Source organism: Jannaschia sp. R86511 (assembly GCF_042466345.1).
GTDB lineage: Bacteria > Actinomycetota > Actinomycetes > Actinomycetales > JBBAYJ01 > Aquipuribacter.
In genome coordinates this window covers 1,870,849-1,893,425 of record NZ_JAXHCD010000001.1, presented here as the reverse complement: position 1 = coordinate 1,893,425, position 22,577 = coordinate 1,870,849, and the positions used below count along the sequence as shown (strand labels likewise).

The window sequence follows — 22,577 nt, the reverse complement described above, 5'->3', positions numbered from 1 at the left end:
GCGGCAGGACCCGTCGCACCCACTCGGTGCGGCGGGTCCTCTGCGTTCGTCCCGAGTTGAGGGATTCGGCTGCGGAGCAGCCACCCAACGGCTTTACTCGCACACGTCCGGTCACCGGGGACATGACAGCGAGGGGACAGCGCGTGACGGGTGGGGGGACGGCGACGCCGGTGCAGCTGCCCGACGTCCTGCTGGTGGCCGAGGAGCTGGCCTCGGGCCGCCGCGACGACCTGGAGGACTGCCTGCACGTGATCCTGGCCGGGCTCCGGGACCGGCTGGGCTTCGACGTCACGTTCGTCGGCGAGATCAGCGACGGCACCCGGCGGGTGCGCGCGGTCGAGGCGCCGCCCGGCTCCGACGTCCTCCCGGTGGGCCTGTGCGAGCCCAGCGAGGACACGTACTGCGCCCGGGTCGCCGACGGCCGGCTGCCGGCCCTGGTGCCGGACGCCCGCACCGCGCCCGAGGTGGCCGACCTGCCCGTCACGACCGAGCTGCCGGTGGGCACCCACCTGAGCGTGCCGATCCGGTTCAGCGACGGGACGGTGTTCGGCACGCTGTGCGGGTTCACGCACGTGCCGGCCCCCGGCATCCGCGACCGGGACGTCGGCGTGATGCGCCTGCTCGCCCGCCTGCTGGGCCGGTACCTGGAGCAGGACCGGCAGCCGTCGTCGGTGCAGGACCCCGCCCGCCAGCAGGTGCAGGCGCTGCTCGCGGCGGGCGGCCCGCGGCTGGTCTTCCAGCCCGTGCGGAACCTGGAGACCCTCCACGTGCTGGGCTACGAGGCGCTCAGCCGCTTCGACGACGGCTCGGCGGAGACGTGGTTCGCCCGGGCGGCCGTGGTCGGGCTGGGCGTGCAGCTGGAGGTCTCCGCCGTGCGCCGGGCGGTGGCCCACCTGGACCGGCTGCCGACGGACGTGTACCTGGCGGTCAACGTGTCGGCCGCGGCCCTCTGCTCCGAGGAGCTGGCCGACGCCCTGGCCGGGGTGGACCTGTCCCGGCTGGTGCTGGAGCTCACGGAGCAGACCGGGGTGCCCGACTACGACCTGCTGCGCGCCCGGGTGGCCGTGCTGCGCGAGCGCGGCGGCCGGCTGGCCGTGGACGACGCCGGGGCCGGGTACGCCGGCCTGCAGCGGATCGTCGAGATCGCGCCGGACGTCATCAAGCTCGACCGGGCCATGGTCAGCGACGTGGCGGTCGACCACGCCCGACAGGCCATGGTGCAGGCGCTGACCTGGTTCGCCCGCCGCACCGGGGCGACCCTGGTCGCCGAGGGCGTGGAGGACCGGGCCCAGGTCCTGGTGCTGCGCCGGCTCGGCGTGCCCGTCGGCCAGGGCTACCACCTGGGCCGCCCGGAGCAGCTGGCCCCGACGGGCTGACCCGCCCGCCCCCGCAGGGGCCCGGGCCCCGGTCCGGCCGGTCGGTCGGTCGGGGGAGCAGCCTGGGCGGCGGGGGGCTCAGCGACGCGGCGGAGCGACGGCGGCCGTGGCCCCGTCCGGGTCCTGCGGCCGGCCGAAGTACCAGCCCTGGGCCTGGTCGCAGCCCATCTGCAGCAGCATCCGGGCCTGCTCCTGCCGCTCCACGCCCTCGGCGACCACCGTCATGCCGTGGGCGTGGGCCAGGGTGATGACGGCCTGCACGACGGCGTCCTCGCGGGTGGTCCGGCCCAGGCCGGCGACGAACGCCCGGTCGATCTTGAGGGAGTCCGCGGGGTACGTCGACAGGTAGGCCAGCGAGGAGTACCCCGTGCCGAAGTCGTCGATGGACACGTGGCAGCCGTACTCCCGCAGCGAGCGCAGCGTGGCCACGGCCGCGGACTCGGACAGCGCCAGGCTGCTCTCGGTGACCTCCAGGTGCAGCCGGGCGGGGTCGACGGCCCGCTCCTCCAGCGCCGCGGCCACGCGGCCGGCCACGTCGATGCGGTCGAAGCTGCGCGCCGACAGGTTGACCGCGACGGCCGGAGCAGCGTCGCGGGCCAGCAGGTCGGTGGCGCGGGCGATGGCCCAGCGGTCGATCTCGGACACCAGGCCGCGGTCCTCAGCGATGTCGATGAAGCTCACCGGCAGCCGGACGCTCCCCCGGCCGTCCACGAGGCGGACCAGCGCCTCGCTGCCCACGCACTCCCCCGTGCCGAGGTCGACGATCGGTTGCAGGTACAGCCGCAGCTGCTCCTCGGCCAGCGCCCGGCGCAGCCGCCGCTCGGACTCCAGCGCTGCGTCGGCCTCGGCGCGGATGCTCTCGTCGAACACCACCAACCGGTCCCGGCCGTGGTCCTTGGCCCGGTGCAGGGCCAGGTCGGCCTCGCGCACCAGGTCCCGGGTGGCGCCGTCCCAGCCCACCGAGGCGACGCCGATGCTCAGCGTGGCCGTGACCGTCTCCTCGCTCAGCGGGTCCACGGGGCCGCCACCGCCCAGGGCGGCGCCGCTTCGACCGGGGGCCGGCGGCGCGGTGAGGACCCTCAGCGGTCGGCGCGCCTCGCGCAGCATGGCCGCGGCCACGGCCCGCAGGTCACCGGGGTGGCGCAGCTCGGGCACCAGCACCGCGAACTCGTCCCCGCCGAGGCGGTGCAGGACCCCGCGGGGCCCGACCGCACGGGTCAGCCGCAGCGCGGTCTGCCGCAGCACGTCGTCGCCACCGTCCCGACCGAGGCGGTAGTTGATGGTGCTCAGCCGGTCGACGCCGCACACCACCAGGCCGACGCCGTGCTTGTCCGGGCGGGCGCGCAGCAGGGCGTCGGCCAGGAGCCGTTCCAGCGTCGTCCGCCCGGGCAGCCCGGTGAGCTCGTCGCCGTCGGCCCGGCGGCCGGGCGAGCGCGGTTGCACGACCAGCCCGCCCAGGTCCATCGCGGCACGCGCGAGGTCCTGGGCCTGCTCGACCGCACCGGTCCCGGTGCGGGACGCCGACCGGTCCACCCGCCTGTTGTCGGCACCCGGCGCGGCGACTTGACCTCGCGGACCCCTCAACCCCCGACCGGCACGCGCCCCGGCGCCGGGCGGGACCGGGGCACGGCTGGGAGGATCGCGCGGTGACCGGCCGCGAGCACCTGTCCTACGACCGCGACCAGGTCCCCGTGGTACGTCGGGCCTGGCTCGGCGGTGACGTCCTCGGTTACGGCGGGGCCCGGCCGCACGACCTGCTGGACGTGGTCGACCTGGCCGTGGCCCGGCACCCGCACGCCGTGGTCTGCGAGGACGCCACGACCGGTGAGACGTGGACCGCCCTCGAGCTGGCCGACCAGGTCGCCACCACCGCGCGGGCCTGGCTCGCCGAGGGGCTGCGGCCCGGTGACGGCGTGGCGCTGGCCGCGCACAACAGCGGCGCGCACCTGGTGGCGCTGCTGGCCTGCGCCGCGAGCGGTGCGGTGGCGGTCGGGCTGTCCGCCCGGCTGGCCACGCCGCAGTGGCGCTACCAGCTGGAGCACTCGCGCTGCCGGCTGCTGCTGCACGACGCCGACCACGGTGAGCAGGCGCGAGCGGCGGCCGAGGGGCAGCCGGGCGTGCGCGTGTCCGTACTGCCGACGGCGCGCGGCGGGGTCCCGGCCGGGGCGTGGCGGACGTGGACGGCGGACCGGGCCCCGGCCCCGGGCACCACCGCCTACCAGGTGGTCTACACGTCCGGCTCGACCGGGCGGCCCAAGGCCAGCCAGGTGGTGCACGCCGCCAGCGTGCACTCCGGTGTCGCCTACGACCGGTTGCTGCGGCTGCAGCCGGGCGAGTCGACGGCCGTGCTTTTCCACCTGGGCTACATCAGCGCGGTGCACGCCCACGTGGTCCCGGCGCTGCTGTCCGGGGCGCGGCTGGTCATGCTGCCGACCGGCAGCCCCCGCACCTGGGTCGAGCAGCTGGCGCGCCACGACGTGGCGTGGGCCTACGCCGTGCCCTCGTGGTGGCTGCTGGCCCTGCGCGAACCGGGCCTGGACGCCGACGCCCTGCCCCGGCTGCGGCTGGCCGGGGCCGGCGGCTCGCCGTTCCCGGACCGGTTGCGCGACGGTCTGGCCCGACGGCTGCCCGACGCCGAGCTGCTCAACGTCTACGGCCTGTCCGAGACCCACTCCCCCGCCACGGTGCTGCGGGGACGCCAGATGTGGACCCACGCCGGCGCGGCCGGGCGCCCCCTGGAGGTCGTGGAGGTCGAGGTGCGGGCCACGGTCGACGGGCCGGGCGCGGGGCCGCTGCTGCCCGACGGCGAGCCCGGCGAGGTGTGGCTGCGCTCCTCTCTGGTCACCACCGGCTACGCCGGCGACCCGGTGGCCACCGCGGCCGCCGTGCAGGCGGGGTCCCTGCGCACCGGCGACGTCGGGGTCCTGGAGCCGGGCGGGTCGGAGGGGCCGGTGCTGCGGCTGCTCGACCGGGTCAAGGACCTGGTCAACCGGGCCGGGACCAAGGTGTACTCCGCCGAGGTCGAGCGGGTCCTGGGCGAGCACCCCGCGGTGGCGGAGTCCGCCTGCGTCGCGGCGCCCGACCCGCGCAGCGGCGAGACGGTGGCGGTGTTCCTGGTGCTGCGACCGGACGCCGAAGCGCCCACCGACGCGCAGGTCAGGGCCTGGGTGCGGGAGCGGCTGGGGGTCGCGGCGGTGCCGAGCCTGGTGCACCGGGTGGACGCCCTGCCCCGCGGCGGCACGGGCAAGACGAACCAGCTCGAGCTGCGCTCCCGGCTCGCCGGTCCCACGCAGGGCCCGGAGCGCGGGACACTGGGGCGGTGACGACCTCCCCTGACGGCTCCACCGGCACCACCGACGACTCCACCGGGTCCCCCTCGGGCCCCGCCGAGGTGACGGGCTTCGCCGAGCTCGGCCTGCGCGACGAGCTGCTCGACGCCCTCGACGCCCTCGGCTACGAGGAGCCCACGCCCATCCAGCAGGAGGCGATCCCGCACCTGCTGACCGGCACCGACCTGCTCGGGCAGGCGGCCACCGGCACGGGCAAGACGGCGGCCTTCGCCCTGCCCCTGCTGCAGCGGATCCGGGCGGGCGGAGGCTCGGCCGGCCGGCAGGGGGCCCCGGCCGGGCTGGTCCTGGTCCCGACCCGTGAGCTGTGCATGCAGGTCTCGGAGGCGATGCACAAGTACGGCAAGCAGCTGGGCGTGCGCACCCTGCCGGTCTACGGCGGCCAGCCCGTCATCCGCCAGGTCCGCGAGCTCGAGCGCGGCGTCGACGTCGTGGTGGCCACCCCGGGCCGCGCCGTGGACCTGATCCAGCGTCGCAGCCTGCGCCTGGCCGGGGTCGAGGTCGTCGTGCTCGACGAGGCCGACGAGATGCTCGACATGGGCTTCGCGGAGGAGCTGGAGACCATCCTCGACGCCTGCGGCAAGGACCGGCAGACCGTGCTGTTCTCGGCCACGATGCCGAGCCGGCTCAACGCGATCACGCGCCGGCACCTCGTCGACCCGGTCCGGATCACCATCGCCCGGGCGAAGCAGGCCGCGGGCGAGGCGCCGCAGGTGCGGCAGGTGGCCTACCTGGTCGACCGGGCGCACAAGACCGCCGCCCTCGGCCGCGTGCTCGACGTGGAGCAGCCGGTGGCGACCATCGTGTTCTGCCGCACCCGCGCGGAGGTCGAGACCCTGACCGAGACGCTGACCGGCCGGGGCTACCGGGCCGAGGCCCTGCACGGCGGCATGACGCAGGACCAGCGCGACCGGGTGATGAACCGGCTGCGCTCGCAGACGGCCGAGCTGCTGGTGGCCACCGACGTGGCCGCCCGCGGCCTGGACATCGACCACCTGACCCACGTCGTCAACTACGACGTGCCCTCGGCGGCGGAGTCCTACGTGCACCGGATCGGCCGGGTCGGCCGGGGCGGGCGCGAGGGCGTCGCCATCACGCTGGCCGGCCCGCGCGAGCAGCGCCTGCTGCAGTCGGTGGAGCGCGTGACCGGCCGGGCGATCGCGATCGAGCCGCTGCCCAGCGTGGCCGACCTGCGGGCCATCCGGTTGGAGAGCACGGTGGAGGCGCTGCGCGAGGCGATGGGTCGCGACGACCTGGCCGACTTCGCCGCCGTCGAGGGCCTGGTGCTGGCCGAGGCACCGGCTGGCACCGACCGGGAGACCGTCCTGCTGGCCGCCATCGCCCTGGCCCACCAGGCCCGGACGGGTCAGGTGGACGAGCAGGACATCCCGCTGGTGCGGCCCGGGTCGGGCGGCGGCCGCGACGGCGGGCGGTCCGGTCCCGGCGGTGGCCCCGGCGGTGGCCGTTCCGGCCCGCCCCGCGAGGGCGGGGCGCGCGACGCCGGTCCGGGTCCCGGCCGGACCCGGCTGTTCGTCAGCTCCGGCCGCGTGGCCGGCATGCGCCCGCAGGACCTGGTGGGCGCGATCGCCAACGAGTCCCAGCTCAGCGGCAAGGACATCGGCCCGATCGTCATCACCGAGCGGTTCTCGCTGGTGGACGTGCCCGACGAGGCCGCCACCGACGTCATCCACGCCCTGCAGCAGACCCGGGTCAAGGGCCGCAAGGTGCAGGTGCGGCGGGACCGGGGCTTCGCCGGGGGGCCGGACGAGGCCTCCGAACGGCCCGAGCGGTCCCGGCCCCGACCGGCGCGCAAGGCACCGCCCCGCTACTGAGGCGTCGGACGACCCCCGAGGGCTGGTGGTGGTGGCGGGGCGGGCTCAGGTTCGCCCCGCACCGGCCGATCGGGCCAGGGCCGTCCCACCCGAGGAGCCGTCATGCCGCTGCGCCGCAGCCACCAGCCCGCCACCCGTGTCTTCACCCCGCCACGAGACGTCGAGGCGCTCGAGCAGGTGCTCATCGCGTTCGACCGGGGGGTGGCGGACGAGCACGAGGCGCGGGTCGTGATGACCGACACCCTCGTGTCCGTGCTCGGCCTGACCTACGGCTCCCGGTGGGTGCGCCACGCGGACGGCACCTTCCGTCTGCTGTACGAGACCGGCGAGCTGGTCGGCCGGCTGCCCGGCGGCGACGTGGCGCTGGAGCCGAAGGCCTTCCCGTCCAGCATGCTGTCGCGCGCCGTCACCGGCCGGTGCGCCGTCGTCGAACGTGACGAGGGCGACCAGGCGACGCCCACCGCGGACTGCCTGCGCTGGCGAGCCGCCCACCAGGCGGGCGCCCGGGCGGCGGCCATCGTGCCCATCTTCGGCACCGACGGCGCCGTGCAGGCCGTCATGGAGTTCTTCGGTACCGCGACCATGCCCCGCTTCGACGACGACAAGTGGACCGCCATCGCCCGCATCGCCAGCCTCGCCCGCAGGCAGGCGGTAGCCGCGGTCGAGCTGCGTCACAGCCTCGAGGACCGGGTCGCGGTCACCTCCGTCGTGTCCCGCATCTCCGGGGCCGGGACCGTCGACGCCGCCATCCGCGTCGCCCTCGACGCCGTCCGCGAGTCCTTCGGCTGGAGCTACGGCTCCTTCTGGGCGCTCGACGAGCAGGAGCAGCTGCTCCGGTTCTCGGTCGAGTCCGGTTCGGCCGGCGAGGAGTTCCGGGCCGTCACGCTCAGCGCGTCGTTCGCGGAGGGAGTCGGGCTCTCCGGCCGGGCCTGGCGGGCCCGTGACCTGGTCTTCGTGCCGGACCTCGCCCAGGTGACCGACTGCGTCCGCGCCCCGGCCGCGCAGCGGGCCGGCGTCAAGTCGGGCGTCTGCTTCCCCATCCTGGACGGGCAGCGGATGCTGGGGACGATGGACTTCTTCGTCACCGAGACGATCGAGCTGTCGGAGTCCCGGGCCGCGGCGCTCGCAACGTCCAGCAGCTGGTGTCGCAGCGGCTGGCCGTGCTGGCGCGGGCGGCCGAGGACCAGGAGAAGGCGACCACCCTGCTGCAGACCGTGGCCGCGCTGCGCGAGGCCTCCGACGACGCCGGCCGGGTCGCCCAGGAGGCGGTCACCCGCGCCGCCGCGATGCAGGCCGACCTCGACGGCCTGGCCGAGGCCTCGGCCGCCATCGACGACGTCATCAAGATCATCTCTCGCATCGCCGGCCAGACGAACCTGCTCGCCCTGAACGCCACCATCGAGGCCGCCCGCGTGGGTGACCTCGGCCGGGGGTTCGGCGTCGTCGCCGGGGAGGTCAAGGAGCTCGCTCGCGAGACCGCATCGGCGACCGGACGCGTGGCCCAGCAGGTCGCGGCCCTGCAGGCCAGCAGCGAGGGTGTCGGCGAGGGGATCCACGCGACCAGTGCCACCATCGGTCAGCTCGAGGACGTCCAGCGTCGCATCGGCGACATCCTGTCCGAGCAGGCGCAGATGGCCCAGGCCTTCGAGCGACGGGACTGACCGACCGGCGAGGCTGCGGTGGACGCCGTGCGTCCACCGCAGCCCCCTCCGGCGACCGGCCCCGGGTGGGACCGGGCCTCAGCCCTTGTTGGCGAAGGCGGAGTCGAACGCGGCGTCGGGGGCGTCGAACGCCAGCCGGCGCACGAAGGCCAGTGCCTCCTCGGCCCCGACCAGGCGGTCCATGCCGGCGTCCTCCCACTCGACGCTGATCGGGCCGTCGTAGCCGATCTGGTTGAGCATGCGGAACGAGTCCTCCCAGGGCACGTCGCCGTGGCCGGTGGACACGAAGTCCCAGCCCCGGCGCCCGTCCGCCCACGGCAGGTGGCTGCCGAGCCGGCCGTTGCGGCCGTTGCCCATCCGCTTGCGGGTGTCCTTGCAGTCCACGTGGTAGATCCGGTCCTTGAAGTCCCAGATGAACGCGACGGGGTCCAGGTCCTGCCAGACGAAGTGGCTGGGGTCCCAGTTCAGGCCGAACGCCTCGCGGTGCCCGATGGCCTCCAGCGCCGCGTGGGTGGTCCAGTAGTCGTAGGCGATCTCGCTGGGGTGGACCTCGTGGGCGAAGCGGACGCCGACCTCGTCGAACACGTCGAGGATCGGGTTCCAGCGGTCGGCGAAGTCCTGGTACCCGGCGTCGATGAGCTCCTGGCTGACCGGCGGGAACATCGCCACGTACTTCCAGATGCTCGAGCCGGTGAACCCGATCACCGTCTTCACGCCGAGCTTGGCCGCCAGGCGGGCGGTGTTCTTCATCTCCTCCGCGGCGCGCTGCCGGACGCCCTCGGCGTCGCCGTCGCCCCAGATCGAGTCCGGCAGCATGTCGCGGTGGCGCTGGTCGATCGGGTCGTCGCAGACGGCCTGGCCCTTGAGGTGGTTGGAGATGGCCCACACCTTGAGGCCGTGCTTCGCGAGCAGGTCCAGCTTGCCCTGGACGTAGTCGTCGTCGTCCCAGCGCGCGGGGTCGAGGTGGTCGCCCCAGCAGGCCAGCTCGAGGCCGTCGTAGCCCCACTCGCCGGCGAGCCGGGCCACCTCCTCCAGCGGCAGGTCGGCCCACTGGCCGGTGAACAGGGTGACTGGACGTGTCATGCGGAAGGCTCCTCGATCGGTCCGGTTGCGGTACGGGGTGGTGCGTCCGTCGTGCCGCGCGGGCACGAGGGGGTCCAGGTGGGCCGGCCCGCGCTCACGGCGCGACCGGCTCGGGGTCCGGCGTCAGCGCCCCGCTGTCGGGCACGGGCGGCAGGAACAGGTGGACGTGGCCCTGGTCGGCGGCGACGTTGACCGCGTCCAGCTGGGTGGCCCCGACGGACCACGACAGCGCTGCGGAGCGCCGGGCGGAGGCGGCCACCTCCAGCGCGGCCTCGACGTCGGCGGGCTGGGCCGACGCGGCCAGCGCGAAGGCGTCGACCATCGTCTCGAGGTTGAGCAGCGACGCCGACAGGCCCGAGCGCGCGACGTTCACGTCGGTGCCCGCGCTCGGCGGGTCCCCGAAGGCCTGCTCGGCCGAGACCAGGGCGGCCCGCCACTGCTCGACGGTCTCGGCGGAGGGGGGTGGGGAGCCGGGGGTGTGCTCCCCCGCCCCGATGACGACCGGGGACACCAGGTCGAGCACCCCGGTGGTCTGCTCGGTCAGCAGCTGCACCGCCTGCGCGTCGCGCTCGGCCTCCTCGGCCTGCAGCTCGGCGATGCGCTCGGCCAGCGGGTCGTCGGGGTCGAGCGGCTGCCCGTCCGGACCGAGGACCTCGTCGGCGGTGCCGCCGTCGGCCGGCTCGTCGCCCTGCCCGGGCAGGAGGAACCCGAGCAGGAGACCGAGCTGGACGCCGACGACGACACCGACGACGAGCAGGACCCAGCGGCGGGAACGCCCGCCGCCGGCAGAGCCCCCCGGCCCCCCGCCCGTCGCGGACGACGGGCGGGGGGCCGGGGACGCCCCGACCGGGCGACGCGAGGTGCGCGTCGCCCGGCCGGTGCTGGTGCGTTGGGTCATCCGATCTCGTCGACCACGTAGGCGCTGTCCCGCAGCAGGACCTGCCGGACCTCGGCGTCGGAGACGCGCTTGGCCAGGGTGTCGAAGCTGCGCAGCGCGGCGATCATGCGCTTCTCGCCCCGGCTGCCCTGCGCCTCGGCGGCCATGGCCTGGTCGAGACGTCCGGCGAGCTGGTTGCCCACCGACGCCGTGACCGAGCCGTCGGCCACGAACCGCTCGACGAGAGCGTCCATGTCCGCCAGCGACGTGGTGACCGTGAACGTGACCTCGACCTCCGTGGTGTTGCCCGCCTCGTCGGTCGCGGAGACCGTCAGGACGTGCTCACCCAGGTCGAGCGTCCACAGCTGCAGCGTGCCGGCCTCCACGGCCTCCCCGTCGAGCATCAGCTCGACCGAGGCGACCCCGGAGCCCTCGTCGGTCGCCGCGGCGGCCAGGTCCAGCTCGGCCGAGTCGCCGAGCTCCTGACCGTCCTCGACGCCGAGCTCGACCTGCGGGCCGGTGGTGTCGAAGGCGACCTCGACCGTCCCGACCTCGGACACGTTGCCCGCGGCGTCGGACGCCCGGTACTGCAGGGTGTGGCTGCCGTCGCCGAGGTCCTCGGGGTCGAGGACCACGGGCGTCGTGTACTCCAGCCAGTCGCCGTCACCGATGCGGTACTCGGTGTAGACGACCCCGCCGGTGGCCTCCGAGTCGTCGGTGGCGGTGATCGTCACCGTGACGGGCTCGGTGTACCAGCCGGAGGCCGGCTCCTCGGGTGCGACCGTGGCCGACACCTCCGGGGCGGTGGTGTCCGGGTCGGGCTCCTCGTCGCCGAGCACCCGGAAGTAGTCGAACGACACCGGGACCCGAGCCGCCTGGTTCGTGCCGATCGTGAACACGCCGACCTTGAGGTCGTCGGACTCAGCGATCGCGGCGTTCGGGACACCCGTGGTGCCGCCGACGGCCACCCAGGTGGTGCCGTCGAGCGAGTACTCACCCGTGAAGGTCGAGCCGGTCTTGGCCAGCCGCAGCCAAACCTCACCGCGTGCGACCTGCCCGGTGCTGGGCTGCGGGTTCTGGATGGATGCGCCGATCTCCGAACGGAGCTCGATGCTGCTGGCGACGTTGGCCGCACCCAGGACGCTGGTCACGAGGTGGTCGAACTTGACGTAGTTGTCGTCGTCGACCCACGCGATCAGACCAGCCTGCTGGTAACGCTCCACCAGCGCGGTGCTGTCGAGCTTGGTCTCCACCGCCCAGTCCCCGGCCGGTGCGTCCTGCAGGACGAAGTTGCTCACCGTCGAGGCGTCACCGTTGGTGTAGATGTCGCCGTTGGGCGTGAGCAGCCTGAGCTGCCCGTCGGCCACCGTCAGCGCCGACGGCTCGGGCCGCACGACCTGCCAGCGGCAGGCGTCCAGCTCGGTGCCGTCGAACTCGTCGGACGGCACGGTCTCGCCGACCGAGTCGTCCGGCGTGATGGTGAAGGAGTCGAACTCCGCGTCGATGATCGGGGTCTGACCGGTGCCGGTGAGGGACACCAGCCCGATCCGCGGGTTCGTGATGCCGGCCGTCGTGACGGTCTGCCCCATGTCGACGAAGTTCACGCCGTCGGAGGAGTAGGACCCGGTGACGTCCGTGCCGTTGGTCGACGTGAGCCGCACCCAGAAGGTGTCGGGGAAGGCCGTGCCCAGACCGGCGGTGTTGAACTCCGCGGCCGAGGCGTTGGTCTCCCGCAGGAACTGGAAGACCCGGGAACCGGCGTTGGGAGCCGCGGTGCGTCCCTGGATGACCATCTTGATGTAGTTGTCGTCGTCGCCGTAGAGGAGCAGGCCGGCCTGCTGGTACTGCTCACGAGCGGGCAGCGTCAGCTTGGTCGTGGCCTGGAACGCCCCGGGTGCCAGGTCCTGCAGCACGAGGTTCGGGGTCGTGTTGGTGCCCTGGTAGATGTCCGTCGCCGACGTCGGGAGGACCAGCGACCCGCCCTCGACGCTCAGGTTGCCGTCCGGACGGACGACCTCCCACCGGTCGCTGTCCAGGGTGTCACCGTCGAAGTCGTCGGACTTGGCGCCGAAGCACGGCGTCAGCGGGACGGCGTCGACCTCGATCTGCACCGTGGCCACCCGGAAGGCACCCCGGCTGTCGGTCGCCCGGAACGTCGCCGTGTAGGTGCCCGGCTCGGTGTAGACGACGTCGGTGGTCAGCCCTTCGCGAGGGGCGTCGCCGGCGATGCCGGTGGTCCACACCCCGGTGACGGTGTCCCCGTCGAGGTCGGAGACCTCGGCGGCCAGGGTCACGGGCAGCGGCGCCTCGCCCTCGACGGGCGTGGCCGTGACGGACTCCAGGATGGGGGCGCTGTTGGCGCTGACGCCCTTGCCCGTGAACTCGAACCAGTTGACGTTCATGACGCTGCCGGTGGCACCGGTGCGGGACTTGAACACGGCGAACAGCTCGCCGGTCTCCTCAGGGGCATCGGTCAGCTCGACCGAGAACTCCTGGTAGACCTGCCAGTTGCCCGTGCCGGCGACGTCGATGGTGCCGACGACCGGGCCGTCGGCGGCATCCCAGCGGAGCTCGACGAGCCCTCCGTTGCCCGGGCTGGCGGCCCGGATCGTGACGCCGTCGATGTCGGTCAGGTTGACCGGCGAGTAGGAGACGTAGTCCCCGTCCTCGATGAAGCCGAGGTTCTCGAACCCGCCGGCGGTGTCGCCGGTGGCCTCGGTCACGACGCCGGCGTCGCCGCCGCCCGTGCTGCCTGGCGCCCGCCCGGTGGACTCGAAGTACTCGGCCTGCTTGGTCTTGGGCTGCAGGGTGATCAGGTCGGTGCCGGTGAGCGCGGGAGCGCCGTTGGGACCGCCCTGGTCGGTGTAGTCGGCCTCCACGATGACGAAGATGTCGGCCTCGGGGCCGTGGCTGTCATCGATCGTGGCGACGAACTCGCCCTCGCAGCCGTTCTCCTGCTCACCGGGGTGACCGTGGTCGTTGTGACCCAGCGCCGGCTTGACGAGAACACCGGGGCAGGTGTCGACGCCGGCGGCGTCGTCCTCCGGGTCGGTGACCTCGACGGAGTACGCGACGGTGTCGCCGAACTCCGTGAAGCCGCCCTCCGGCGGGCCGGTGATCTCGACCGTCGGGCGCGTGTTGCCCGCGGCGATGTTCACCGTCGCGGTCGCAGTCCGCTCCTGGTCGTTGGTCACCGTGAGGAGCGCCTGGTAGGACCCGGCGGTGCTGTAGGTGTAGGAGGGGTTCGCCTCGGTCGAGTCCACGTCACCGTCGCCGTCGAGGTCCCACGCGTAGGTGAGGACCCCGCCGTCGGGGTCACGGGTGCCCTCGGAGCTGAACTGGACCTCCAGGGGCACCGGGCCGCTGGTGACGTCCGCGCTGGCGCGGGCGATAGGAGCCCGGCTGCCGGAGATGTAGTCGATCCGGTAGACGCCGGAGTCGGCGTTGTTGCCGCCGAAGCCCGAGCCCCAGTCGATCATGTACAGCGCACCGTCGGGACCCCACTCCCACGCCATCGGCTTGATGATCGTGCGACGGGGCAGGAACTCGTCGACCTTGACCGGCTCGGTCCGGTCGTCGTCCAGCAGCACGTTGTACAGCTGGCCGGTGTTCCACTCGCCCAGCAGCGCCTTGTTGCTGAAGTACTCCGGCCACTTGCGGTCGGAGTCCAGGTCCTCGTCGTAGACGTACGCGGGGCCGGCCATGGGCGCGCCCCCCGTGCCGATGCCCGGGTAGGTCGACGTGGACTCGCGGCCGTACCAGATCTGCGCGCCGATCGACGGGGGCAGCTGGGTCAGGCCGGTGTTGTTCGGGGAGTCGTTGACCGGGTTGGCGCAGTCGTACAGGCCCTTGCCGGTGTTGGTGGCGAAGTCCCAGTCCACGTACGGGGTGTTGCCGCCGTGGCAGTAGGGCCAGCCGTAGTTGCCGGGCTCGTTCAGGATCTGCCACTCGACCCGGCCGTCAGGCCCACGCGTGGAGCTGGTGGAGCCGGCGTCGGGGCCGTAGTCGGCGACCATGAGCTTGTCGGTCAGCGGGTCGATGCCGACGCGGAACGGGTTGCGGAAGCCCATGCCGTAGATCTCCGGCCGGGTCAGGGCGGTGCCGGGCGCGAACAGGTTGCCCTCGGGGACCGTGTACGTGCCGTCGTCCTCCGGGGTGATGCGGAGCACCTTGCCGCTGAGGTTGTTGGTGTTGCCCGACGTGCGCTGCGCGTCGAAGGCACCGCGCCCGGCGCGCTCGTCGGTGGGCGTGTACCCCTGCGACTGGAAGGGGTTGGTGTTGTCACCGGTGGCGATGTACAGGTTGCCGTCGCCGTCGAACTCCAGGGCGCCGCCGGCGTGGCAGCACTCCGCCCGCTGCACGGGCACCTCGAGGACGACCCTCTCACTGGCCGGGTCGATGCTGGTGTCACCCATGGTGAAACGGGACACCCGGTCCACGGCGGAGCCGGTGGGCGAGTAGTACAGGTACACCCACCCGTTGTCAATGAAGTCGGGGTCGAGCACGATGCCGACCAGGCCGAACTCCTGCACCGTGGTGACGCTCAGGTTGAGGACCGTGCGCACGGCACCGCTCTCCTCGATGACGAGGACCTCGCCGTTGCGCTCGATGTAGAACACACGGCCGTCCTCGGCCACGTCGAGCTCCATCGGGTTGGACGTGTTCTCGTCCAGCGCGACCTTCTCGAAGCTCTCGTCGGAGGTCGCGTTGCAGTCCGCGCCCACCGCACCGGCGGCGGTCTCGATGCCGCCGAGCAGGTGGTCGAGGAACTCGGCCTCGGCGAACGACTCGTTGGTGTGGCCCAGCGCCGTGTACCAGCTGCGGCCGGCCTCGACCTCCTGGCACCAGGCGATCGGGTGGTCCACACCCATGGCGTTGCCGCCCGGGTTGTAGGTGGTCTCGTCCAGCGAGGCCAGCACGTGGACGTCGTCCCGAGGGTTGGTCTGGAAGCTGTACCACTCGTCGAAGCGGGACCACTCGGTCGGCAGGCCCTCGGTCGAGGGGTGCGCCGGGTCCTCCACGACGACCGTCGCGGTCTGGTTGGACGGGTGGCCGGAGAAGTAGGCCCCGACCAGGTCGCCGTAGAACTCCCAGCCGTACTCCGTGTCGGAGGCGGAGTGGACGCCGGCGAATCCGCCGCCGTCGTTGATGTAGCCCTCGAACGCGGCCTGCTGGGCGTCGTTGAGCACGTCACCGGTGGTGGACAGCCAGACGACGACCTCGAACTGCTCGAGGTTGCCCTCGGTGAAGAACTCGGCGTCCTCGGTGGCGGTCACGCTGAAGTCGTTCGCGGTGCCGAGCGCCTCGATGGCGGCGATGCCGGAGGGGATGGAGCCGTGCCGGAAGCCGGCGGTCTTGGAGAAGACCAGCACGTCGAAGCGGCCCTGCCCGACGGGCGGGGCCTCGGCGGCGGCCTGGGAGGTCTCGACCGCGGCGCTGACCTGCGCCGCGGTGCCGACCGCCGTCTGCTCCGCCGCGACCGCCGAGGCGGGCAGGGCGACCAGGCTGCCGGCGGCGACCGCGAGGCCGGCCAGGGCGGCCACCCCACGACGTCTGCGGCGCGGTACGCGCGTGGTTGGTCTGGGAGATGGTGGGAACATCGTTGTTCTTCCGTTCTCTGGAGGGGCCGGTTCGGGTAGAAGCGATCGGTCTCGAGGCGGGAGCCGTGCCGCCCGGGGGTGCGTCCCCGGGCGGCACGGGTTCAGAGTTCGAGCCAGGTGGTGCCCTGGGCCGAGGAGCGCGTGACGGCGTCCAGCACGGTCTGGATCTGCACGCCGTCGTCGAAGGACGGGCTCGGTGCCCGTCCGGCGGCGACGTCACCCACCAGGTCGACGACCTGGTGGACGAACGCCGCGTCGTAGCCCACCCCGTGGCCGGGCGGGTACCAGAAGCCCGGCGTAGGGGTGGTCGGGCTCGCTGGTCTGGATGCGGCGGAAGCCCGCCTCGGCCGCGGGCAGCGTGTGGTCGTGGAACCACAGCTCGTTCATCTGCTCGAAGTCGAAGGCGATGCTGCCGAGCGAGCCGTTGACCTCCAGGCGGATGGCGTTCTTGCGCCCCGAGGCGAACCTCGTGGCCTCGAACGTGCCCAGCGCCCCGTTGGCGAAGCGCGTCAGGAACAACGCGGCGTCGTCGACGGTCACCTCCCCCGTCGCCCCGTCGGCCCCCGCGCCGGCGCTGAGCCCCGCGGACTCCGCCGGCAGCGGACGCTGCTTGACGAAGGTCTCCGTGAGGCCGGTCAGGCCGGTGATGCGCGAGCCGGTGACGAACTGCGACAGGTCGATGATGTGGGCCCCGATGTCACCCAGCGCCCCCGAGCCCGCCCGCTCGGCCTGCAGTCGCCAGACGAGCGGGAACTCCGGGTCGGTGATCCAGTCCTGGAGGTACTGCGCCCGCACGTGGCGGATCTCACCGAGCCGGCCGTCGGCGACCAGCCGACGGGCCAACGTGATGGCGGGCACGCGGCGGTAGTTGAACCCCACCATCGACAGCACCCCGTCGGTCGCGGCGGCGCGGGCGGCGTCGGCCATCCGCTGCGCCTCCTCGACCGTGTTGGCCAGCGGCTTCTCGCACAGCACGTGCTTGCCGGCCTCCAGCGCGGCCACCGCGATGTCGCAGTGGCTGTCCCCGGGCGTGACGATGTCGACCAGGTCGACGTCGTCACGCTCGAGGACGCTGCGCCAGTCGTCGGTGCTGTCGCGCCAGCCGAGCTGCGCGGCGGCCGCCTTGGCCCGCCCCGCGTCCCGGCCGGCCACGACGGCCATGTCGATGCCGAGCGGCAGGTCGGCGACCCGCGGTGCCGTCCGCCACGCGTGGGAGTGCGTGGCGCCCATGAACGAGTGGCCGACCAGCGCCACCCCCAGCGTGCCGTCGGGCATCAGGACTCGAAGCCCAGCTCGAGGTACTGGTCGACGTTCTCCGAGGTGATGGTGGCCGAGGACAGGATGATCTCCTCGGGCACCTCGTTCTCGACGAGGTCGGTCATGCCCCGGCCCTGGGCCACGAGGCGGGCCAGGTTGATGGCCGAGGAGGCCATCGACGGGGAGTAGGTGACCGTGGCCTGCAGGACCGACTCACCGGACTGGATCTCCTGCATGGCGTTCAGCGAGCCAGCGCCACCGACCATGAAGAACTCGTCGCGGCCGGAGTCGGCGATGGCGGCCAGGACGCCGATGCCCTGGTCGTCGTCGTGGTTCCAGATGGCGTCGAACGCCCCGGTGGCCTGCAGCAGCTGCCGGGTCACGGCGTCACCGGACTCGACCGTGAACTCGGCCGCCTGACGGGGGCCGACCTCGAAGCCGAACGACGACAGCGCGTCGGCGAAGCCCTGGCTGCGCTGCTGCGTCAGCTCCAGGGCGTCGATCCCGGCGATCTCGCCGATGACGGGGCTGCTGACGCCCTCGTCGGTGAGCCGCTGGCCGATGTAGTTGCCGGCCGCGACGCCCATGCCGTAGTTGTCGCCGGCGATGAACGTCCGGTACGCCAGCGGCGAGGAGAACCGCCGGTCGAGGTTGATGACCGGGACGCCCGCGTCCATGACCTCACGCGCGATCTCGGTCAGGGCGTTGCCGTCGAAGGGCAGGATCACCAGCGCGTCGATGCCGGCGTCCAGCAGCGACTGCACCTGGCTGATCTGCAGGTTGACCTCGTTGGTGCCCTCGGTCAGCTGCAGCGTGACGTCGGGGTGCTGCTCGGCCTGGGCCCGCGCGTTCTCGGTGATCGCGGCGATCCAGCCGTGGTCGGCGGCCGGGGCGGAGAACCCCAGGGTGACGGGCGTGCCCGGCTCGGCGCTGGCACCGCCGCCCGCGGCCGCGGCCGGGGCGGAGGCGGCGGCCTCGTCGGAGGGCGCCGCGCCGGTGCAGGCGGCCAGACCGGCGGCGCCGGCGGCGGCGCCGCCGATCAGGAAGCCGCGTCGGCCCAGGCGCGACAGGGCGGGGCGCAGGGGATCGGTCATGTCGGTACTCCTCATCGAGTTCGTGCGGGTTCTCGTGCCTGGTCCGCGGCGGCAGGGCGCCGGTCGCGGGTCGTGCGGTCTGTCGGTCGGGAGGGGGACTTCGGGAGGGGGACGGAGGGGGTGTCAGGCCCCGGGCTTCGGCTTGTCGGGGTCCAGCGCCGCGCCGGTCTGCGCCGGCAGCTTGCCGGGCGACCCCGGGCGCCTGAGCCAGGGCGGCAGCAGGCCACCACCGGCCAGTCGGCCCTGCAGCAGGACGGCGACGACGATGATCGCGCCCTTGGCCACGTCCTGCGTCGCGGTCGGCAGGAAGTTGAGGGTGAAGATGTTGGTCACCGTGGTGAAGATCAGGACGCCGAGCAGCGTGCCGAGGATCGTGCCCCGCCCGCCCGACAGCAGCGTCCCGCCGATGACGACCGCGGCGATGGCGTCCAGCTCGTAGAGCGAGCCGTGGGTCGACGTACCGGTGGTGGTGCGGGCGGTCAGCATGATGGCCGCGATGCCGCAGCAGAAGCCGAGCAGCGTGTACAGCAGCATGGTGTGACGACGGACGTCGATGCCGGCCAGCCGCGCGGCCTCGGCGTTGCCGCCCACGGCCAGCGTGCGCCGGCCGAACGTGGTGCGGTTGAGCAGCACCCAGCCGGCGATCGCGACCACCGCCATGATGACGATGTTGACCGGCAGGCCCAGGATCCGGGTCCGGAACACGTCGAGGAACGCGTCGTTGGTGACCAGCTGCGAGCGGTTCTGGCTGATCTGCTCGGCCAGGCCGCGGGCCGAGGCCAGCATGGCCAGGGTCATGATGAACGGGACGATCCGCCCGTAGGCGATCAGGAACCCGTTGACCGCGCCGACCACGGTCCCCACGATCAGGGCGCACAGGACCATGACCATGAAGCCGTACTGGTCCGCGTAGTACTGCGTGGCCGCGGTCGTGGCCCAGACGCTGGCCAGCGCGACGATCGCCCCGACGCTCAGGTCGATGCCGCCACCGGTGATGACGAACGTCATGCCGACGCTGACGACGGCGATGATGGCGCCGAGCTCGAGGATGATCAGCAGGTTGTTGCCGGACAGGAACCGGTCCCCCGCCGTCCAGACCCCGATGATGACCAGGATCGCCATGACGCCCACGAGGCCGAGGTTGCGGACCACCGACTCGGACATGGCCGGCCGCTTGGCCGACTGGCCCCGGCCGTGGCCGGAGGTGGTGCCGTGGCCGCTGCCCTCGGTGGTGGGGGCGGTCGAGGACGTGCTCATGCGGCATCGCCTTCCTGCGGGTCGAGCCCGCGTGAGCGCTGGTGTTCTTCGGACATGACGAGGTCGAGGACGCGGGACTCGTCCAGCTCGGAGGCGGGGCCGGTGTGCACGACCCGGCCCTCCCGGACGACGAGCACCCGGTCGGCCAGGCCCAGCACCTCGGGCACCTCGCTGGACACCACCAGCACGGCGACACCGGAGTCGGCCAGCCGGCGGACGACGTCGTAGATCTCCTTGCGGGCGCCGACGTCGACGCCGCGGGTGGGCTCGTCGAGCAGCAGGACCCGGCACTCGCGCAGCAGCCAGCGGGCCAGCACGACCTTCTGCTGGTTGCCGCCGGACAGCGTCGAGACCAGCCGGCTGACGTCGACGGGACGCAGGTCCAGGTCGCCGGCCAGGTCGTCGGAGCGCTTCTGCTCGCCGCCGAAGTCGATGAACCCGCCGCGGGAGAACCGGGTCAGGCTGGCCAGCGTGATGTTGCTGGCGATGGACTGCTGCATGACGAGCGCCTGGCTCTTGCGCTCCTCGGGGGCCAGGCCCACGTGGGCCCGGACCGCGTCCTTGACCGAGCCCGGCCGCAGCCGCCGCCCGTCCACGCGGACGCTGCCCGCGGTGGCCCGGCGGGCGCCGAAGATGGTCTCGAGGATCTCCGAGCGCCCCGCGCCGACCAGGCCGGCCAGGCCGACGATCTCGCCCGCACGGATCTGCAGGCTCACCCCGGAGAAGCTGCCGGCGCAGGCCAGGTCGGCCACGTCGAGGACGACGTCACCGAGGCCGCCGGTGCGCTCGGGGAAGACCCCGTCCAGGGTCTTGCCGGTCATCAGGCGGATCACGTCGGCCGTGGGGGTGTCCTGGGCCGACAGGTTCTCCGCGACGGTGCGGCCGTCCTTGAGGACCGTGACCCGGTCGCCGATCTCGCGGATCTCCTCCAGCCGGTGGCTGATGTAGATGACCGCCACACCGGCGGCGGTCAGGCTGCGCACGACCCGGAACAGGTTGGCGACCTCGTCGGAGTCCAGCACGGCCGAGGGCTCGTCCATGACGATGACCTGCGCGTCGCGGGACAGCGCACGGGCCATGGAGACCACCTGCTGCCCGGCCGCGGACAGGTCGCCGACCTCGCGGTCGGGGGAGATCTCGGGGTGGCCGAGCTGAGCCAGCAGCTCACGGGTGCGCCGGTCGCGGGCCCGGGTCAGGGTGATGCCGAAGCGGGAGGTCTCGTGGCCGAGGAACACGTTCTCGGCCACCGACAGCCCGGGCACGAGGTCGAGCTCCTGGTACATGGTGGCGATGCCCTGCCTGGTGGACGCCTGGGGCGTGGCGAGCCGGACCTCCTCGCCCTGCCACGTGATCGTGCCCTCGTCGGGCTGGTGCGCCCCGGCCAGGACCTTGATCAGCGTGGACTTGCCCGCGCCGTTCTGGCCGAGCAGGCAGTGGACCTCACCGGCGCGGACGTCGAGGTCCACCCCGTCGAGGGCTCGGACGCCGGGGAACGTCTTGACGATCCCGTGCATCCGTAGGAGCGAGGACTCCACGCACACCTCCTTGTGTGTGGGCGCGTCGACGTCGACGCTCCCGGGGAATTAGTTCGTCTGCCGCCGAAACGTATCGCTTCCCAGGGTGCCTTGTGAACCCTTACCCTGCAGAAGGCCGGTACGCGTCGTGCAGAAGCCCCGCCACCGACGGCGATGTCGCCACCGGGTTCGCGACGCTAGACAGGCGTTGCTCCGACGGTCAAGCAATAGGTGCGCGTCGTGCACGGATCGAGACCCACCCGAGACACACCGTCCTGGCACCAGGACGCACCGGACCGCCCGCACCACCCGGACGCACGTGAGCCTCCCCCGTGGCCCCGTGCGGACGCCCCGCGGAACCCCGCCGCGGGGGACACCGACCCCCTGCCCCGACAGGGTTTGCCGAGGAGGACAACAGGCTTATGCTCGACGACGTGAACAAAGTTGTTCAGGAGCCAGCCGAAGTGACGCAGGGCTCCGGCCCCGGCACCGCTGGTGACCGGGTCGGTGTCTGGTTCGTCGGCGCGAAGGGCTCGGTGGCCACCACCGCCCTGGTCGGCGCGCTGGCCATCCGGGACGGCCTGGCGTCCGGGCTGGGCTGCGTCACCGAGCTGCCCGAGCTGGCCGGCACGCCGCTGCCCGGCTTCGACTCCCTCGTGTTCGGCGGGCACGACGTCCTGGACGTGCCCTACCGCAAGCGGGCCGAGGAGCTGGCCGCCCAGTCGGTCATCCCGGGGCAGCTGCTCGAGCCGCTCACCGACGCCCTGGCCCGGGCCGACGACGAGGTCCGCCAGGTCGCGACCGCGGAGCGCGACGGCCACGACGCGGGCGCCGCGCAGCGGGCCCAGGTCGCCCGGCTGCGCGCCGACCTCGAGGCCTTCGTCGGCAGGCACGGCCTTGCGCGCGTGGTGGTGGTGGACGTGTCCAGCACCCACGCCCCGGTCGACGTCGCCGACCCCGACCTGGCCTCCGCCGCCGCCGTGCGCGCGGCCTGGGACGCCGGCCGCTCCCCGCTGCCGGCCAGCGCCCTGCACCCCTGGGCGGCCTTCGAGGCCGGGGCCGGCTTCGTGGCCTTCACGCCCAGCCCGGGCGTCGACCTGCCCTGCGTGGTGGACCTGGGCCGCGAGCTGGGGGCCACCTGGGCCGGCGCGGACGGCAAGACCGGCGAGACGCTGCTCAAGTCCGTGCTGGCGCCGATGTTCGTCCAGCGGGCGCTGCGCGTGGACTCGTGGGCGTCGGTCAACCTGCTCGGCGGCGGTGACGGCAGCACGCTGTCGGACCCCGTCGCGGCCCGCAGCAAGACCACGACCAAGGCCGCCGGGCTGGAGGCCATGCTCGGCCGCCACGTCCCGGGCCCGCTGCACATCGACTACGTGCCGGACATGGGCGACTGGAAGACCGCGTGGGACCAGGTCCGGTTCTCGGGCTTCCTGGGCACGGCCATGACGCTGCAGTTCACCTGGCAGGGCTGCGACTCCGCCCTGGCCGCCCCCCTGGTGCTGGACCTGGCCCGGCTGACTGCCGCGAGCATGGCCGCCGGCCGGACCGGGGTCGTCAGCGAGCTCGGCTTCTTCTTCAAGAACCCGCTGGGCAGCGACGAGCACGCCCTGGCGGTGCAGTGGCAGGAGCTGCTGCGCCTGACGGGCTCCCTCGCCGAGGGCTCCGACGCGTGACGAGCC

The 22,577-nt window shown here is 73.4% G+C and carries 15 protein-coding genes; 6 read left to right on the top strand and 9 right to left on the bottom strand.

The window, feature by feature from the left end; genetic code table 11:
- The first annotated feature begins 143 nt into the window (after positions 1 to 143).
- Positions 144 to 1,376: an EAL domain-containing protein gene (locus SJY06_RS09000; RefSeq protein WP_380166728.1), complete on the top strand. Its 1,233-nt coding sequence runs from the start codon at positions 144 to 146 to the stop codon at positions 1,374 to 1,376.
- Positions 1,377 to 1,454: 78 nt separating this feature from the next.
- On the opposite strand, the gene SJY06_RS08995 is transcribed toward SJY06_RS09000, so the two are convergent.
- Entirely contained in the window at positions 1,455 to 2,909 is a 1,455-nt protein-coding gene (locus SJY06_RS08995) for a putative bifunctional diguanylate cyclase/phosphodiesterase (RefSeq protein WP_380166726.1), read from the bottom strand.
- A gap of 113 nt (positions 2,910 to 3,022) precedes the next feature.
- On the opposite strand from SJY06_RS08995, the gene SJY06_RS08990 reads away from it, so the two are divergent.
- The 4 genes from SJY06_RS08990 (at position 3,023) to SJY06_RS08975 (ending at position 8,216) form a co-directional block, all read left to right on the top strand.
- On the top strand, positions 3,023 to 4,699 hold the full coding sequence (locus SJY06_RS08990) for a class I adenylate-forming enzyme family protein (RefSeq protein WP_380166724.1): 1,677 nt from the start codon (positions 3,023 to 3,025) through the stop codon (positions 4,697 to 4,699).
- Entirely contained in the window at positions 4,696 to 6,555 is a 1,860-nt protein-coding gene (locus SJY06_RS08985) for a DEAD/DEAH box helicase (protein ID WP_380166722.1), read from the top strand. The genes SJY06_RS08990 and SJY06_RS08985 overlap by 4 nt, the downstream gene beginning before the upstream one ends.
- Before the next feature lie 102 nt (positions 6,556 to 6,657).
- The gene (locus tag SJY06_RS08980; RefSeq protein ID WP_380166720.1) at positions 6,658 to 7,944 is read left to right on the top strand and encodes a GAF domain-containing protein; all 1,287 of its coding nucleotides are present in this window, start codon (positions 6,658 to 6,660) and stop codon (positions 7,942 to 7,944) included.
- A complete protein-coding gene (locus tag SJY06_RS08975; protein WP_380166718.1) occupies positions 7,842 to 8,216 on the top strand; it encodes a methyl-accepting chemotaxis protein in 375 nt (124 codons plus the stop codon). Before SJY06_RS08980 ends, SJY06_RS08975 begins: the two co-directional genes overlap by 103 nt.
- Positions 8,217 to 8,294: 78 nt before the next feature.
- Here the strand turns inward: SJY06_RS08975 and SJY06_RS08970 are convergent, their stop codons facing one another.
- The 8 genes from SJY06_RS08970 to SJY06_RS08935 form a co-directional block, all read right to left on the bottom strand.
- Positions 8,295 to 9,299 (bottom strand): sugar phosphate isomerase/epimerase family protein, encoded by a 1,005-nt coding sequence (locus SJY06_RS08970; protein ID WP_380166716.1) that lies wholly within the window; start codon positions 9,297 to 9,299, stop codon positions 8,295 to 8,297.
- Positions 9,300 to 9,393: 94 nt separating this feature from the next.
- On the bottom strand, positions 9,394 to 10,197 hold the full coding sequence (locus tag SJY06_RS08965) for a hypothetical protein (RefSeq protein WP_380166714.1): 804 nt from the start codon (positions 10,195 to 10,197) through the stop codon (positions 9,394 to 9,396).
- Entirely contained in the window at positions 10,194 to 15,719 is a 5,526-nt protein-coding gene (locus SJY06_RS08960; protein WP_380166712.1) for a ThuA domain-containing protein, read from the bottom strand. Before SJY06_RS08960 ends, SJY06_RS08965 begins: the two co-directional genes overlap by 4 nt.
- 158 nt (positions 15,720 to 15,877) lie before the next feature.
- Entirely contained in the window at positions 15,878 to 16,000 is a 123-nt protein-coding gene (locus tag SJY06_RS08955; RefSeq protein WP_380166710.1) for a hypothetical protein, read from the bottom strand.
- Entirely contained in the window at positions 15,993 to 17,051 is a 1,059-nt protein-coding gene (locus tag SJY06_RS08950) for a Gfo/Idh/MocA family protein (protein ID WP_380166708.1), read from the bottom strand. The genes SJY06_RS08955 and SJY06_RS08950 overlap by 8 nt, the downstream gene beginning before the upstream one ends.
- On the bottom strand, positions 17,051 to 18,127 hold the full coding sequence (locus tag SJY06_RS08945) for a substrate-binding domain-containing protein (RefSeq protein WP_380166707.1): 1,077 nt from the start codon (positions 18,125 to 18,127) through the stop codon (positions 17,051 to 17,053). Before SJY06_RS08945 ends, SJY06_RS08950 begins: the two co-directional genes overlap by 1 nt.
- Positions 18,128 to 18,250: 123 nt before the next feature.
- Entirely contained in the window at positions 18,251 to 19,384 is a 1,134-nt protein-coding gene (locus tag SJY06_RS08940) for an ABC transporter permease (protein WP_380166705.1), read from the bottom strand.
- Complete coding sequence (locus SJY06_RS08935; RefSeq protein ID WP_380166703.1) at positions 19,381 to 20,919, bottom strand: sugar ABC transporter ATP-binding protein; 1,539 nt, start codon at positions 20,917 to 20,919, stop codon at positions 19,381 to 19,383. Before SJY06_RS08935 ends, SJY06_RS08940 begins: the two co-directional genes overlap by 4 nt.
- 443 nt (positions 20,920 to 21,362) lie before the next feature.
- Between SJY06_RS08935 and SJY06_RS08930 the strand changes: the two genes are divergently transcribed.
- Positions 21,363 to 22,571: an inositol-3-phosphate synthase gene (locus tag SJY06_RS08930; protein ID WP_380166701.1), complete on the top strand. Its 1,209-nt coding sequence runs from the start codon at positions 21,363 to 21,365 to the stop codon at positions 22,569 to 22,571.
- Positions 22,572 to 22,577 lie beyond the last annotated feature (6 nt).